Source organism: Undibacterium sp. SXout20W (genome assembly GCF_049340285.1).
In the GTDB taxonomy this organism is placed as follows: domain Bacteria; phylum Pseudomonadota; class Gammaproteobacteria; order Burkholderiales; family Burkholderiaceae_D; genus Undibacterium.
Map to the genome: position 1 here is coordinate 1 of NZ_JBMPPH010000022.1, position 16,610 is coordinate 16,610.

Here is a 16,610-nt window from a genome sequence, read left to right on the forward strand (position 1 = left end):
CCTGCAGGCGTTGATTCCATAGCGATATTTGTATTGGGTCGTGGCTCATGCCTTCTCCTTAACTTTGAAACGAAGGAGTGTGGCGCGTTCATTTCATCATTGCTAGATGGTTGCGTCGGACGCTTACGGATATGATAAAAATGGGACAGCTCGATTGCCCTGATGGTCAAGTTGCATCTGCTGCCAATCAATTTTACTCTTTGGTTTTTTGATCTTCTCGATTCATCGCTGCTTTATCTTAACTTTAGTTTCTTATCGCGACAGAGCCCCAAGAATTAGATTCGGCAAGGCCTTTTAGATTTAGCCTGACAATACCATATTTCATCACAGGCATAAAAAAACGCCGTTCAGTAATTAGCCAAACGACGTATTTTTTTGCATCTACTTCAATTTTTTACTTGCAACGTAGTGGGTATAACTTGCAGCTTATGGGGTAACCTATAAATTCGTTGAACGCTGCAAATAAATTATCCGCAGGCGCCGACATAACCACACGAAACACAACGGCTGCAGCCATCGATTTTTTGCAGGGCGTGGGCGCCACAATCCGGGCATTTCTTGCCGGTTGGGATGTAGCTGATTGGTGCGGTATCGGCTTCGTAGGCGAGGTCGTCAAGGCTGTACTGCTGCATGCGGGCTTTGAATTTTTCGGCTAAAACATGGACTGGAATTTGATTGCCTGATGCATCGAGGTAACCGCGTTTCATCAAAATTCGTTGCAGCGAATAGCCAATCGCAGCGACTTCGGATTCATGGAAAAGTGGCGCTTGGGTACCATCGTCCTTGGTAATCATGCCGCAACGCACCGTGCCTTTGTCCCACACCACTTCGCGCATATCGGCAAGCGCTTTGGCGATCGAACCACCAGAGCGTGCAGCCATGGACAATAAACGCATGCTGGCGGAAATCCATTGTTGACCATCATTCTTTTGACCGGCTGGCATGAAGAATTCAAATGGACGCTCAATGGTGACCCGCTCGCCGCCGACCATGCCTTGCACGTGGATGAAGCTGACAGTCAGATAGACAGTTTTTTTGCCTTCATAGGTCATGTACTGGACTTTGGACGTTACCGATTCCAGATCACCAAATGGGCGGCCATCGAATTGTTTGCGCAGTAGATCTTCGTCAGGCACCGTTTTGACTTCTGGTGCTGTTTCTGGTGTGCCTGAGGACACTGACAATACACTACCGAGAATGCTGTTCGGACGGTAGGTTGCCAAACCTTTGAGGCCAGCTTGCCAAGCATCCATGTACAGATTTTGGAAATCAGCGTAAGGGTAATCAGCCGGCACATTCACGGTTTTGGAGATCGCAGAGTCAATGTACGGCTGCACGACTTGCAGCATCTTCATGTGATCGCTGGCAGACATATTGAGCGCCGTGACGAATTGGGATGGCAACTTGCTGTCGTCAGACACGTCGTTGCCCATTGCACGATACAGGCGCCATGCATGATCAGCGACTTCATAAATACGGGCATCGCCAACGGCCATGCGTTTTTTGCGGTTATAGACCCAGGAGAATGCAGGCTCAATACCATTCGATGCATTATCAGCGAATGCCAGTGTAATGGTGCCAGTCGGTGCAATTGACAATAAGTGCGAATTCCGCAGGCCATTTTTTTTGATGATGGCGCGCAGATTTTTTGGCAGGCGTTGTGCGAAGCTACCGGCTAAATATTGTTTGCTATCGAACAGCGGAAACGCTCCTTTTTCTTTCGCTAATTCAGCAGAAGCAAGATACGCTGCATCGCGCATCGTCTCAGAAACCTGGCGAGCAAATTCACGCCCTTCTTCAGAGTCATAACGAATACCCAACATCACCAGTGCGCTACCTAAACCTAAAAATCCTAAGCCGACACGACGTTTGGACATTGCTTCTGCTTTTTGCAAATCTAACGGCCAGGCAGTGGCATTGAGCACGTTGTCTAGCATGCGGGTCGCTACCGTAACAACTTCCTGGAACGCATCAAAATCAAATTTGCCGATCGCGCTGAAGGGGTTTCTGATGAAGCGGGTGAGATTGACCGAGCCAAGGCAGCAGCAACCGTAATCCGGCAGTGGTTGTTCGGCGCACGGATTGGTGGCTTCGATTTTTTCGCAATAGTACAAATTGTTTTCGGCATTCATGCGCGATAAAAACAAGATGCCAGGTTCGGCGTGATCGTAGGTCGACTTCATGACGACGTCCCACAAGTCGCGAGCGCGTACGGTTTCATACACCCAGATACCGTCGTCTCGTTGATACGCGCCGTTGGCTTTTTTATCTTCGCTAGGTTCCGCTTTGTGGACCAGACAGAATTCACCATCGCTGGCGACTGCTTGCATGAATTCGTCGGTGACACCGATGGAGATATTGAAGTTAGTTAAACCACCTTCGTCTTTGGAGCGGATGAATTCTAAAATGTCGGGATGGTCACCGCGCAGCACGCCCATTTGCGCGCCGCGACGTGCACCCGCGGATTCGACGGTAGAACACGATGCATTAAAAACTTGCATGAACGAGACCGGACCAGACGCCCGTGAACGAGTGCCGCGCACCAACGCATCTTTAGGGCGGATACTGGAAAAATCGTAGCCCACGCCGCCACCGCGTCGCATTGTTTCAGCGGCATCTGCCAAGGCTGCATAGATGCCCGGTTTGCCATCGGTTGGACTGGAAACGGAGTCGCCCACTGGTTGCACAAAGCAATTGATGAGCGTCGCATGCAAATCCATGCCGGCAGCGGAATTGATCCGACCTGCCGGGACGAAACCATTTTTTTGCGCCCATAAAAATTTTTCTTCGTAGTAGGCTTGCGCATCCGCTTGTTCTACGCTCGCCAGCGCCTTGGCAACGCGGGCCTGGACATCGTGGATGCTGGCTTCGTCGCCTTTAGCATACTTTTCAAGCAAGACATCGAGGGAGATTTCTTGGGGAGCCATGTCAGTGATTCCTAGGATTTTTTCGTTGGCGTTCATGTTGTGCTTAATTCAATCTGAGAGAGAGTCGTTTGTCTGTTAATCGCGCCGGTATGACGCATGTCAGTCCAGCTGACTGCATCGTTGTACCAGTATAGACATTGCCGACAGCAAAGCCTTGACTCGCATCAAGGTGCTACTGTCGGTTGTTAATTTTGTTAATTTTGCTAATGTTGCCAATGTTGCTAATGTTGCTAATGTTATTAGTGCTGTGAATTTGTAACGTTAATCGTGGCAGGAATGATGTCAATGACGAATTTATCCCTTAGTTAGTTACTGCTTGAATACTTGGTTAATTTAATTCAGGAAAGGTTTCAATATATCCAGTGTTCTGGACGTGGCACCCTGGTGTTGCAGAAAAAAAGCATGAGCGCTTTCGCCCATATGCTGGCGTTTTTGGTCATCGGACAATAACGCCAGCGCTTCGCGTAGCATACTACGGGCGCCGTCAACCCGCAAAGCAGCGTGTGCAGCTATTGCCTGATCGGTAATTTCAGAAAAATTGAAAGTGTGCAAGCCGGTCAATACAGGTTTGCCCATGGCGCAGGCTTCAATCAGATTGTGACCACCTAAAGGCACCAGACTACCGCCGACAAATGCGATATCAGCGGTGGCGTAATACATGTACATTTCACCCATGGTGTCACCGAGGACGAGCTGAATCTTATCAGCGATGGGCGAGACGACGTCATGGTGAAGGGCGGAACGTCGAATATAGGCAATTCCGCGTTCTTCTATCATTTGCGCAACCTGATCAAAACGCTGCGGATGGCGTGGTGTAATCATCAGAAGTGGCGCATTATCCAGTAGCGGTAATTGCTCTAAAAACGCATCCAGAATGAGCTCTTCCTCGCCGTCGCGGGTGCTGGCGCACAAAATAATCTGACGGTTGCCAAAACTGCGTCGTAAGGCAGCGCCGCGTTCTGCCATTAACGCCGGCGGTGTGACATCAAACTTCATATTGCCAGTTACCGTCGGACTGCTAATGCCTAATTCACGCAGGCGACGGGCATCGGGATTGGATTGCGCCGCCACGGCACTGATGGCATGGGCGGCGGGCAAGATAAGCGAGGCCAGTTTTTGCGCTTTTTTTAAGGATTTTTCGGATAAGCGCGCATTCACTAAACTTACAGGAATGTTGGCAATTTCGCATTGAGCAATCAGATTAGGCCAGACTTCGGTTTCGATGAGAACGCACAATTGTGGTGAATAGTGTTTCAAAAAGCGCCGCATCATCCAATTGATATCGTACGGCAAAAAAGATTGACGCACGCGGTCCGCGACGTCGGCAAATAGTTTTCCACCGGTTTCTCGTCCGGTAGCAGTCATGTGCGTAAGCAGCAAGTGGTGTTGTGGGTAGTTTGCCAATAAGCCGCGTATCAATGGCTCTGCCGCGCGCGTCTCGCCAGCAGAGACCGCATGTACCCAGATCGTTGGTGTAGTCTCATAGCGACTGTAGAACCCCAAGCGCTCCGGAATATGCTGGCGATAGCCGGGTTCCTGACGACCACGCCACCATAAACGAAAGATAGCAAAGGGCAGCGAAAGTCCCCAGACGAATGAATAAAGAAGGCGCATTAAGGCTGTTTGAGTAAATGGGTTAATTTTTTTTGAAATTCACCAGCACGATACCACCGAGTACCATGAGGGCGCCAATCGCGAAGCGCGAACTGATGACATCGTGCATCAGTAACACGCCTGCTGCCACGCCAAATAGCGGGGTCAGGAACGAAAAAACGGATAAGCGTGAAACCAGATAGTGGCGCATGAGCCAGAACCACGCAAGATAGCTCGCAAAAGCCACAATCACACTTTGAAATAGCATACTGACCCAGGCCACGGCCGTCCACGCATGCCACACTTCGCCGCGCAAGAGTACCACGCCAGTCAGGATAACGGCAGCGCCCGCCAACTGATAAAACAAGGTGGTGGTGGGTTCTGCATCCGCCAGACTAGAGAAACGTATCGTCAACGTGGTAGCCGCCCATAATAGCGCTGCGAGCACGCCCAAGCTGTCACCGATCAGCATTTGCCTGATGTCGTCGGCAGAATTTTGCATGGCACCTGAAAATGCAATCGCAATCCCCCCAAAAGCAGAGGCGACCCCCAGCCATTGTCGTGCATGTAAGCGTTCACTTGGAATCAGCAGATGCAGCCCAATAACAGTAAAAATCGGCGCAGTGTACAAAAAGACCGACATGTGTGAAGCGGTGGTGAAGTTTAAACCGTAAGAAACACACAAGAATTCCAGCGCAAAGAATAAACCTGCAATTAAACCTGGTAACAAATGCCGGTCTCTTAATGAAAATGGAATTTTTTTCCACCAGATCAAAGCGAGTACTAACATCGCGGCGATCTCTGAACGCAAGCCGAGTTGCAATCCGGCACTGATCACTGGTGTTGCCAGTTTCACCGCCACCTGTTGTAATCCCCAGCAGATGCAGAGGAGCAACATGATGATGATAGCGTTGGCGTCGAGATGTTTGCGGGTGGTCATTCAGAGAGCGTTCTCAAATCAGGACGACGGAATATACCTGAAATTGATGAGATGGTGCGATGGAACTGCTGTTCAATTGGAAAACAATGCCAAAAATAGCTTAGATTCGAAATAAATTTTTAGTGAATTAATAATTTTTTAATGGCGTCTTTGACATCATTGGGCGAAGGCGGTGTTCCCTGGTCACCAAGATTGATGATTTTATCCGACCAATTTCCTTCGGTTTTCCATTTTGGTGAGGCGCAATAAATTTCTATGGTGGGCGTTTCATAGGCTGCGGCAATGTGCGTGAGCCCTGTGTCGACACCAATTACTAGCGCCGCCGATTGGGCAAGAATCGTGGCGTCTAGCATTGACAGCGCGGGCAGAACGGTGGCGTTTGGCATCTCTGCCGCCATCGCTTCTGCTTCGGCTTTTTCGGTCGCATTGCCCCACGGTAGCAAAATTGGCAGTGCATATCGACGCAACTCTTCGGCGATTGTGATCCAGTGAGTGCGCGCCCACTTTTTGGCCGCACCGGCGGTGCCATGAAAAAACACGACATACGGTTGGTCAGGCAGCCACGCAGGTGACCCTTCTGGTGTATGCAGGCCAAAACAGGCTGGCGTCTCGACGGTATAACCGCTGGCCGCCGCGGCGACCAGTCTGCCACGTTGCACTGCATGTGTGCGTTTGTCGACGGCTACACTTTGATTGTGAAAAATCCGCGAAATGCCTTCGTAACCAGAACCTTCGGTACCATTCGCTAACCCGACTTTTTTTCCGCCGGTAGCGAGTCTGGTTATGCCCATAATCAAACCAGTTTTAAATAAGCCTTGGGTATCAAGCACCAGATCGTATTCTTCATGCCTTAATTGCTGATAGAAGTGCTTCATCTGCTGGCGTGTTTCTGCTGCGCCCAGACTTTTGCGCCACCGTCTGAGGGCAAATGGAATGATGTTACGCACGCCAGGATGTAAGCGTACGAGATTGACGTAAGCTTCTTCCACCACCCAATCAATTTGTGCATTGTTGAAATGGCGATGCAAATCATCGACGATAGGCATGTTATGCAGCACGTCGCCAAGAGATGAAACGCGGATCAATAGAATTTTCACGAATTGTTCAGGGGGAAAAGTTTGCTTTAGCAGAAAAGTATCGATGGGGACTGATATTTTAGCGCTGATTTGGCGCTCATTTAGTGTCGATTTGTCGCTAAATTGTTACTGATGCCAGTTGCAAGTTTAGCGTCAAATTTTACACAAATTTATATACTCCCCCTGTAATTTTAAATTTTACCTTGAATATCAATATGAATATAAGGGTCTTTAAAAGTACTGGGTAGAGTATATGTTTGATGGAAGCGTAATTTTCGGTTTTAGAATGGTAACTGCGCGTCAGGTTTTACTGCCAAAATAGCTTGCTTCAATGCCCCTTGTATACGTGCCAAGGCAGTAGGTGTTTCCGCTTCAAAGCGCATTACGATCACTGGTGTCGTATTGGACGAACGTGCCAGACCGAATCCATCTGGATACTCAACTCGCAAACCGTCGATGGTGATGATCTCATCTGCACCCGGGAAATCCGCATTCGCTTGCATTGCAGCGATAATGCTGAAGTTTTCGCCTTCGGCCAGTTGCAATTGTAATTCTGGTGTTGAGGCCGATTGCGGCAATTGATTCAGGGTCACAGTCATATCGGCCACACGGCTTAAAATTTCTAGCAAGCGAGCACCTGCATACAAACCATCATCAAAGCCATACCAGCGGTCTTTAAAGAAGATGTGGCCGCTCATTTCGCCGCCCAAAGGGGAGCCGGTTTCACGCAATTTTGCTTTCACCAACGAGTGCCCGGTTTTCCACATCAGTGGCACACCGCCGCGTGCTTTGACCCACGCCGAGATATGGCGGGTGCACTTCACGTCGTACAAAATTTGTGCGCCAGGGTTGCGGGTCAGTACGTCCTCGGCAAACAACATCAACTGACGATCAGGATAAATAATCTGGCCATCTTTAGTGACGACGCCCAGACGATCACCATCGCCGTCAAATGCCAGACCGATTTCAGCATCGGTGGTTTGCAGACAGCGGATCAGGTCTTGCAAGTTTTCTGGATGCGCTGGATCAGGATGATGATTTGGGAATGTGCCGTCGACTTCGCAGAATAATTCGATGACCTCGCAGCCCATGCCGCGATACAGATCGGCAGCATACGCGCCAGCGACACCATTGCCACAATCCACCGCGATTTTGATCGGACGCTGTAATTTAACGTCGCCAATGATGCGTTCCAGATAGGTTGCTTTGATATCGTGCGTACGATAGTTACCGGCACCTGTCGCGAATTCTTTTTTCAGAATAGCTTGGTATAAGGCTTGGATTGCGTCGCCGTAAATAGCTTCGCCAGCGAGCACCATTTTGAAACCGTTGTAGTCAGTTGGGTTATGGCTGCCTGTTACCATAATGCCGGAGGCTGCACCGAGAACATTGGTGCCAAAATACACCATTGGTGTCACCACAATACCGAGGTCGATCACATCAACGCCAGTTGATTGCAAACCTTTAGCGAGTGCTGCGATCAGTTCAGGACCGGATAAGCGACCATCGCGACCAATAACGACTGCTTTTTCGCCTTTTGCTAATGCCGCAGTGCCAAAAGCCTGACCGATCTGAAACGCCACGTCGGCGTCGAGTGTTTTGCCAATAATGCCGCGGATATCGTAGGCTTTAAAGATGCTTGGAGAGAGTAGGGACATAGCAACCTTAGTTTGAAAATTAAAAAAGTATTTGATGTGTTCGAGTTCAATTCAGGGCGATTTTGGGCAACCCAGGGCAACTCGAGGCAATTCTGGGCAATTCAGGGCAATTCAAGTCAATACACCCAGATTTGTGCTTTCTGTGCTGTGATGCTCGCTAATTTGGGCACTGCTTACTCCGGTGGCTTGCCAGATTAAATCCTCAATGCCACATTGCGGTTGGTATTCTGCCACTATTTTTAGTAAGAGCGTACGAATTTCTGTGTAATTGAAAGTGTCACATGCTTGACGTAATTCTTCGAGGAAATGTTCCAGGGTGTTCCATGGAATTTCATTCTCTTGCGCTCGCATAATTAGCGGGTGACTGGTACCCTCGACATTGTCGCCGATAAGCAATTCTTCAAAGAGTTTTTCACCGGGACGCAAACCCACATGCTGGATTTCGATCGTGCCATCGGGGGTGGCGTCAGTTTTTACTTCGAGACCGCTTAAATGCACCATGCGACGAGCCAAATCAAGGATGCGCACAGGTTCGCCCATATCTAACACAAACACATCACCACCTTCGCCCATTGCTCCTGCTTGCAATACCAGTTGTGCTGCTTCTGGGATGGTCATGAAATAACGGGTGATGTCCGGATGCGTCAGCGTAATCGGGCCACCAGCCATAATTTGCTTACGGAATAAAGGTACAACGGAACCAGAAGATCCCAACACATTGCCGAAACGCACCATGCAAAAACGGGTGCCGTTTTGTTTACGTGCGCATGCTTGCAGAATCAATTCAGCGAGTCGTTTGGTCGTCCCCATCACATTGGTCGGTCGCACAGCTTTGTCAGTTGAAATTAATACGAAATTACTCACCTTGGCGCGCATCGCCGCCTCTGCCACCGTCAGCGTACCGAATACGTTATTGCGAATACCGTCGACAGGATTGAGTTCGACCAGCGGAACATGTTTATATGCCGCCGCGTGATACAGCGTATCGATCTCAAAGGCTGCAAAAATCTTATCGAGCTTTGCCGCATCGAGCACCGTACCCAGAAATGGCACTATCTCCAGATCCAGACCGAGTTGTGTCCGCAATGCACACAGTTCTTGCTCGATCGCATACAAGCCGTATTCAGACATTTCTAATAAGACCAGCTTTTTGGGGCGCTGGCGCACGATTTGACGACATAATTCGGAACCAATAGACCCACCCGCACCGGTTACCATGACGTTTTTATTGGTGATGCAGACTGCCAGCAGGCGCGCATCCGGCGTAACCTGATCGCGTCCTAGTAAATCTTCGATTTCTACGTCACGAATATCTTGTAGCCGTAATTCACCATTCACCAGACTTTGTATCGATGGCGTGACTTTGATCTTGAGTTTTAAATACTCGAGTTGATCCAAAATTTGCTTTTGTCGGGTTTTGGAAATCGACGGCAGTGCCAATAAAATTTGTTTGATTTCGCGTTTTGGTACCAGATTCGCCAGATCGGCTGGACTGTATACTTTAATGCCAGCAATGGTGGAGCCTTGAATATGCTTGTTGTCGTCGACAAACGCGACGCACACATATTCACCGCCTGATCGCAAGGCACCCGCCAGCAAAGCGCCTGCTTTGCCGCCGCCATAGATACAAACCGGAATAGCGTCTGCTGACATGCCTAAACTTAGTAACCACGTACGCGCGACAAAGCGACTAGCGCATAAATAGATAATGGCACCTGCCCAGTAAAAACCGAAAATGGCGCGTGAAATTGGCATGATGTGCAACATGATGCCAATGAACGCCAGCAATAGTACCGACGTGCTGGCACCGATAAAAATAGTGCTGATAATTTTTTGGTCAATGAAACGTACGACCGCCCTGTATAGTCCGATGCGGATAAAAATAGGTACCGAAATCAATGGAGTTGAAATGATCAGCCCAAAGTAATGCCGGAACAATTCTTCGTTAAAGCCTTCATAACGCAGCCAGATTGCGAGTATGAAAATGACAGGCAGACAAATCGTATCCAGACTCGCAGCGAGCACTTGTTTCTGCAGACGGGATAGGCTAATGAGAGAGTGCAACATGGTGTGTCTACTTTCGCGCTTTATTTATTGTTCGACCTGAGTGCCTTAATGCGCAACACCGTCCCGGCGGACAACTTTAAAAAAAGTCATCCATAAAATACGGATATCCAACCACAACGACTGATGCTCAAGATAGTAGGTGTCTAGCGCCACTTTTGCCGGTATCGGCAATTCATCCCGTCCATTGACCTGCGCCCAGCCAGTCAAACCAGGCGCGATCGTATGTACTCGTTTTTCTGTGCGCAATGCAATCAAATCGTGCTGATTGTAGAGTGCCGGGCGTGGCCCGACAAAACTCATATCTCCCGAGAGTATGCTCCATAGTTGCGGTAACTCATCCAGGCTGGATTTGCGGATAAACGAGCCTATCGGTGTCAAATATTGATCCGGATTGCTTAATAAGTGTGTCGCAACTGCTGGCGTGTCGACTTTCATGCTACGAAATTTTGGCATTTTAAAAATGACATTATTTTTGCCAACACGATTTGACCAATAGACAATCGGGCCACGTGATGTCAATTTGACGCACAAGGCAGTCAGCAAAAGGGGAAGGGCTAGAATCGCCGTCGCGATGAGTGCCAGAATTAAATCAACAATGCGTTTTATCATGACGTCGTTTTTATTGAAGTATCGAGCGCGGCAACGGTTGCGCTTAAACCTTGCTCGACTGAATAAGGAGGTGTCCATCCCAATAATTGCTTTGCCTTACTGATATCCACCTGCAACGAGCCACAGAGCCGATCAGTAATTGCCGGACGGCCAACCAGTTTTGCTAAGCATATCAACACCGACGGTGGACATGGTAATAAACGTGGACGCATCTTCATCGCCTGTGCACTCAGCCGCAAAAGTTCTGCCGTAGATAAATCATGATCATCTGAGACCAAAAATATCTGCTGTCCAGACTGAGCATTATGCAGACAACACAGAACCAGACTGACCAGATTGCCCAGATAAACCAGACTACGTTTGTTGTTGATACTCGCAAACGGCAGCGGGATACCTTTTTTTACCCAATTCAACATACTGGCAAAATTAGCTTTGACCCCAGGTCCATAGATCAGCGGGGGGCGGATGATGGTAATTCGCATACCGCTGCGTTCGCCCAAAGCTAACAGGGCGTTTTCTGCTTCGTATTTGGAAATGCCATAAGGGTCATCAGCTTCTGAGGGAGTCGTTTCCGTGTATGGCTGCCCAAGCGCGGTGCCGTCACCATTCACTTTGACAGAGCTAATGAAAATAAACTGTGTCGCGCCGGCGAGTGCCGCTTGCTCTGCAAGGCGCATCGTGGCATCAACATTGATTTGACGAAATAAAGGTAGCGGGTCGCTCACCGCTTCGTGCATCACGTGCACCCGCGCTGCACAGTGAATCACAATGCCAACATTGGTCAGATACGGCGACCAATCTGTGTCCCCCGACAAGTCACCGATTTGCGGATTTTCTACCTTGCGATCGAGGGCGCGCAGCGGGCTCCGGCTAGGGCAGATCAACGGCGTGTTGTTTGCGGAGAGTGCAGCAGCAATCGTCTTGCCGACAAAGCCACTGGCCCCCGTCAGTAAAATTTTGCGCTGGTTTTTGATGACAGTCTGATCATGCATGCTTGCTGCCGCTATACACAAAATATTTACGGAAAATGAATTTCATGAAACTGCGTATAAACCAATTCGCATGCATTGACGCGACATTCCGGTTTTTACGGGCTGCGCTGTGCAAGGCTTTTAATTGCGGATAATAACGTACGCCATGTCCCAACAAGAGACTTGAGCGATAGCATAAATCGACGTCTTCAAAGTACATAAAGTAACGATCATCAAAGCCTTGCAGACGTTGGTAATGTTCTGCTTTAAATGCCAAGAAAGCGCCGGATGCCCAATCGCTCCAACCCGCAGAGAGGTAATTACTTTTGTTGTAGGGTTCCGTTAGTGAGCGCACCCATGCCATGCGGATAGGCGACAGAAAATCCGGAAAGCGTCGAATATTGGCATCCGGCGTCTGGAAATCGTCATCGCGGAAAAGATTAAGCGTTGCCAACGCTGCGTTGTCCTTACGCATCAGCCGCACTAACTCCAGGATCGTAGCCTGATCCGTGGTGACGTCTGGATTCATGACGATAAAAATGTCATCAGGCTCCACGCCAACACTATTTTTTATTTGCGCAAACAGATAATTATTGTTTGCACCGAAACCCAACCCCGGCGAGGCATCGCTGTAAGAAACGCGATGGCGCAGGCAATACTCTTTCAGGCGGGCAGAGGGATGGTTGTCTTTGATCCAAACGTGGATATCATCGCCAGCATCTTGCAAACCGCCAATCTCACTTGAGATGAGCAGTTCTTCGTGTCCATGACTGACGATGGCGATATGAATCATACTAAAAATTCCATTGCTGACATTGTTTTAATTATCCGAAGCAATTCTTCTTATTGCTATCGCCAAAATTACTTCGGTAACTGCGGTAAATACTTTTTTTAATAATGATGCTCAGTAAAATTCTGAATGAGACGAGTTCTATTTCATCTTTGACAAACATACGGCCAAAGCAGTTTCCCATGCTGGAATCTGCACGCCAAACGTGCTTGCTAGCAGGTCAGTATTCAGACTTGAATTCACCGGACGTTGGGCGGGTGTTGGGTAGTCTACGGCTGGAATCCCAGTCACGCTTGGAGCAGCTTTTTTCAACTTACCTCCAGCGCTCGCTTGTCGCATGATTTCTTGCGTAAAACCACACCAGCTCGTCCGTCCTGTTGTCGTTAAATGATATAAGCCTTGATGCAATTGCCACCACTGTGCGGGATTTTCTGATGCGCATAGTTGTTGCACGATACTGGCGCTGATGTCGGCGATGGCATTTGCCGATGTCGGTGCACCCCATTGATCATTCACTACGCGTAGTTCATCGCGTTCGTTCGCTAAACGCAACATCGTTAACAGGAAATTTTTTCCAAACGTCGAATACACCCAACTGGTTCTGAAAATCAGATATTGGCAACCGCTGGCGATGATCGCTTGTTCACCTGCGAGCTTGGTTTTTCCGTAGACATTTAATGGATTCGTCGGGGCATCTTCTGTGTAGCTTGTTAAAACGTCTTGTTCATCACGCAAACTACCATCATAGACATAATCGGTAGAGAAATGAATTAAACCTATCCCTCGCTTTTTTGCTTGCGCGGCAAATTCGCCGGGTGCAATGCCATTGATCGCTTGCGCCAGATCAGGTTCGGTCTCTGCTTTATCGACAGTGGTATAAGCGGCAGGATTGATAATCAGATCGGGTTGGCAATTCGTCACAAAGGTGGCAATTGCTGCCGTATCACTGAGGTCGAGTTCAGCACGAGTCGGTGCAATGACTTCGTGATGCTGAGATAATATAGGGTGTAATGTGTGTCCAAGTTGCCCTGTTACGCCGGTAAGCAAAATTCTCATGCAAACACCTCAGCATCGGCAAGTAATTTAGCCACCTGGTCTTTGCCAGACATCATCGGTGTTTCTTTTAGAGGCCATTCAATGCCGATCGCCGGATCGTTCCAAAACAAGCTGCGCTCGTGCTCTGGCGCCCAGTAGTTCGTCGTTTTATATAAAAATTCTGCTTTGTCGCTGGTGACCAAAAAACCATGAGCAAACCCTGGCGGTATCCACATCTGACGGTTATTTTCTTCTGATAAATAGACGCCTGTCCATTGACCAAACCGCGGTGAGCTTTTGCGCAAATCAACCGCGACGTCGAACACTTCGCCTGACACCACGCGCACGAGTTTTCCTTGTGCTTGCTGAATTTGATAGTGGAGGCCGCGCAAAATATTTTTAGCTGACATCGAGTGATTATCCTGTACAAAAGGCAAATCTACCCCAGTTAATTCAGCAAATTTCTTTGCATTAAAGCTCTCATAAAAAAAACCACGTTCATCACCAAACACTTTTGGTTCGATAATCATGACTTCTGGCAAATTGGTTTTAATGACGTTCATAGCTTAAAAAGTTTTGTGTTGCAGAAGACGCAGTAAATACTGGCCATATTCGTTTTTCTTCAGAGGTTGCGCTAACGCTTCGAGTTGTTCGGCGCTGATGTAATTGCGGCGGAATGCGATCTCTTCCGGACACGCGACTTTTAAACCCTGGCGCTTTTCTATTGTCGCTACAAACTGGCCTGCTTCCAGCAAGGATTCATGGGTGCCGGTATCGAGCCATGCCATGCCGCGGCCCATTAATTCAACGTTCAGCTCGCCTTGTTTCAGGTAGACATTGTTGACGTCGGTGATTTCTAATTCACCACGTGGTGAAGGTTTGATATTGGCAGCGATATCGCACACCTGATTGTCATAGAAATACAAACCGGTGACAGCATAGTTGGATTTTGGTTTGAGCGGCTTTTCTTCAATGCTGATGGCTTGTTTATTCGCATCAAAGTCGACCACGCCATAACGTTCTGGATCATGGACGTGATAAGCAAACACAGTAGCGCCCTGATTGCGAGCGTCCGCATTGCGTAATTGGGGCTCGAAATCGTGCCCGTAGTAAATGTTGTCACCCAGAATCAGGGCTGACGGCGAGTTGCCGACAAATTCTTTGCCAATAATAAAGGCTTGCGCCAGCCCATCTGGTGATGGCTGTACCGCGTATTGCAGGTTAATACCCCATTGTGAGCCATCACCTAACAATTCGACAAAGCGTGGTGTGTCTTGCGGTGTGGAAATGATAAGGATATCGCGCATGCCGGCTAACATCAGCGATGTCAGCGGATAGTAAATCATGGGCTTGTCGTAGACCGGCAACAATTGTTTAGAAACTGCTTTGGTCACAGGGTACAAGCGTGTGCCTGAACCACCTGCGAGAATGATTCCTTTGCGGGAAGAAGACGCAAAACTCATGCTTGTTCCTTGTTGTTATATTGCAGATCGACCCACTTTGTGTAGTCGCCGGATTGCACCTGGGCAACCCAGGCGTCATTGGCGAGATACCATTCTACGGTTTTACGCAGACCGGTTTCAAAGGTTTCGGCAGGTTTCCAGCCCAGCTCGCGTTCGATTTTACGCGCATCAATGGCGTAGCGACGGTCGTGACCAGGACGGTCGGTAATGTGTTTGATCTGATCGCGGTAGCTGCCGTTTGCCTTTGGTTGCAATTCATCGAGCAAATCGCAAATGGTATGAACGACGCTGAGGTTGGTTTGTTCGTTCCAGCCACCAACGTTGTAGGTCTCGCCCAAGCGACCCGATTCCAGTACGCGACGAATCGCAGCGCAGTGGTCGGTTACATACAGCCAGTCACGCACTTGTTGACCATCGCCATAAACTGGCAGATCTTTACCAGCGCGGGCATTGGTGATGATCAGTGGGATTAATTTCTCTGGGAAATGATACGCACCGTAATTGTTTGAGCAATTGGTCGTCAATACCGGCATGCCGTAAGTATGGTGGTAAGCGCGTACCAGATGATCAGATGCTGCTTTGGATGCGGAGTAAGGGCTGTTTGGTGCGTAGGCCGTGGTTTCAGTGAATGGCGGGTCTTCCGCAGACAAGGTGCCATAGACTTCATCCGTTGATACGTGCAGGAAGCGGAAGGCGGCCTTTTTATCCGCATCCAGCGTATTCCAATAAGCACGCGCGGCTTCCAATAAGGTAAAGGTACCGTTGACATTGGTGGTAACAAAGGCAGCAGGGCCGTGAATTGAGCGGTCAACATGGCTTTCGGCGGCGAAGTGCAAAATCGCGCGTGGCTGGTGTTCTGCAAACAGGGCAGCTAACTTCTCACCGTCACAAATATCGCCTTGCACAAACAAGTGACGTTCGTCATTGCGCAGGCTGGTCAGATTGTTTAAATTGCCAGCATAAGTTAATTTATCGTAATTCAGTACCGACTCGTCGGCCTGCGCCATCCAGCTCAACACAAAATTTGCGCCGATAAAACCTGCGCCGCCAGTAACAAAAATCATTCCAAACCCCTAAGTCAATCACTGCAAAGTAGGTCGCGATTTTACTAGAGTTTGGGGGGCATACACCAGAAATGCTGCTGTTTAAATTACAAATAGACGCATTTATATTGTTTAAATATAAATGAAATGGAAGTGAAAAAGTTGCAGTAGTAGCCTGATAATGGGTGGCTAGCAGCTAGTTGCTATCAATTTGTGACAGACAGATCCACACCGTGGCGACAATCAAATAGGTGATTAACAGCACTGAGATAACGGTGAGTCTCATCGGAGCTCCCAGGTCGGGTGAAAAGCTGGATTGGTGTTCTTGTAGGATAGAATTTGCACGTGCATTTGTTCGTATTAATTTGTATTTTTCTTGTGACAAAATGTATTTTTAACAATGTGATCCAAAGACTCTTCCGGAGCACAGAATTTTGA

13 protein-coding genes are annotated in these 16,610 nt (G+C 48.7%); all 13 read right to left on the bottom strand.

Annotation, left to right across the window (positions count from 1 at the left end; genetic code table 11):
* Nucleotides 1–467 precede the first annotated feature (467 nt).
* The 13 genes from ACO0K1_RS12300 to rfbB all read right to left on the bottom strand — a co-directional run bounded on the left by ACO0K1_RS12300 (nucleotide 468) and on the right by rfbB (nucleotide 16,193).
* Entirely contained in the window at nucleotides 468–2,963 is a 2,496-nt protein-coding gene (locus ACO0K1_RS12300) for an adenosylcobalamin-dependent ribonucleoside-diphosphate reductase (protein WP_423026093.1), read from the bottom strand.
* A gap of 297 nt (nucleotides 2,964–3,260) precedes the next feature.
* Complete coding sequence (waaA, locus tag ACO0K1_RS12305; protein WP_423026095.1) at nucleotides 3,261–4,541, bottom strand: lipid IV(A) 3-deoxy-D-manno-octulosonic acid transferase; 1,281 nt, start codon at nucleotides 4,539–4,541, stop codon at nucleotides 3,261–3,263.
* 22 nt (nucleotides 4,542–4,563) lie between these two features.
* Nucleotides 4,564–5,460 (bottom strand): DMT family transporter, encoded by an 897-nt coding sequence (locus tag ACO0K1_RS12310; protein ID WP_423026097.1) that lies wholly within the window; start codon nucleotides 5,458–5,460, stop codon nucleotides 4,564–4,566.
* Between the two features lie 119 nt (nucleotides 5,461–5,579).
* On the bottom strand, nucleotides 5,580–6,557 hold the full coding sequence (waaC, locus tag ACO0K1_RS12315; protein WP_423026099.1) for a lipopolysaccharide heptosyltransferase I: 978 nt from the start codon (nucleotides 6,555–6,557) through the stop codon (nucleotides 5,580–5,582).
* 260 nt (nucleotides 6,558–6,817) lie between these two features.
* Nucleotides 6,818–8,194: a phosphomannomutase/phosphoglucomutase gene (locus ACO0K1_RS12320; RefSeq protein ID WP_423026101.1), complete on the bottom strand. Its 1,377-nt coding sequence runs from the start codon at nucleotides 8,192–8,194 to the stop codon at nucleotides 6,818–6,820.
* Nucleotides 8,195–8,305: 111 nt separating this feature from the next.
* Complete coding sequence (locus ACO0K1_RS12325) at nucleotides 8,306–10,261, bottom strand: polysaccharide biosynthesis protein (protein ID WP_423026103.1); 1,956 nt, start codon at nucleotides 10,259–10,261, stop codon at nucleotides 8,306–8,308.
* Nucleotides 10,262–10,306: 45 nt separating this feature from the next.
* Nucleotides 10,307–10,867, bottom strand: a complete 561-nt coding sequence (locus ACO0K1_RS12330; RefSeq protein WP_423026196.1) for a sugar transferase — start codon at nucleotides 10,865–10,867, stop codon at nucleotides 10,307–10,309.
* Complete coding sequence (locus tag ACO0K1_RS12335) at nucleotides 10,867–11,862, bottom strand: UDP-glucose 4-epimerase family protein (protein ID WP_423026105.1); 996 nt, start codon at nucleotides 11,860–11,862, stop codon at nucleotides 10,867–10,869. The genes ACO0K1_RS12330 and ACO0K1_RS12335 overlap by 1 nt, the downstream gene beginning before the upstream one ends.
* Nucleotides 11,855–12,634, bottom strand: a complete 780-nt coding sequence (locus ACO0K1_RS12340; RefSeq protein WP_423026107.1) for a hypothetical protein — start codon at nucleotides 12,632–12,634, stop codon at nucleotides 11,855–11,857. Before ACO0K1_RS12340 ends, ACO0K1_RS12335 begins: the two co-directional genes overlap by 8 nt.
* Before the next feature lie 138 nt (nucleotides 12,635–12,772).
* Nucleotides 12,773–13,687, bottom strand: coding sequence for a dTDP-4-dehydrorhamnose reductase (gene rfbD / locus ACO0K1_RS12345; protein ID WP_423026109.1), 915 nt, complete (start codon nucleotides 13,685–13,687; stop codon nucleotides 12,773–12,775).
* Nucleotides 13,684–14,229: a dTDP-4-dehydrorhamnose 3,5-epimerase gene (rfbC, locus tag ACO0K1_RS12350; protein WP_423026111.1), complete on the bottom strand. Its 546-nt coding sequence runs from the start codon at nucleotides 14,227–14,229 to the stop codon at nucleotides 13,684–13,686. Before rfbC ends, rfbD begins: the two co-directional genes overlap by 4 nt.
* Before the next feature lie 3 nt (nucleotides 14,230–14,232).
* Entirely contained in the window at nucleotides 14,233–15,129 is an 897-nt protein-coding gene (rfbA, locus tag ACO0K1_RS12355) for a glucose-1-phosphate thymidylyltransferase RfbA (RefSeq protein ID WP_423026113.1), read from the bottom strand.
* Nucleotides 15,126–16,193, bottom strand: coding sequence for a dTDP-glucose 4,6-dehydratase (gene rfbB, locus ACO0K1_RS12360; RefSeq protein ID WP_423026115.1), 1,068 nt, complete (start codon nucleotides 16,191–16,193; stop codon nucleotides 15,126–15,128). The genes rfbA and rfbB overlap by 4 nt, the downstream gene beginning before the upstream one ends.
* Between the last annotated feature and the right edge of the window lie 417 nt (nucleotides 16,194–16,610).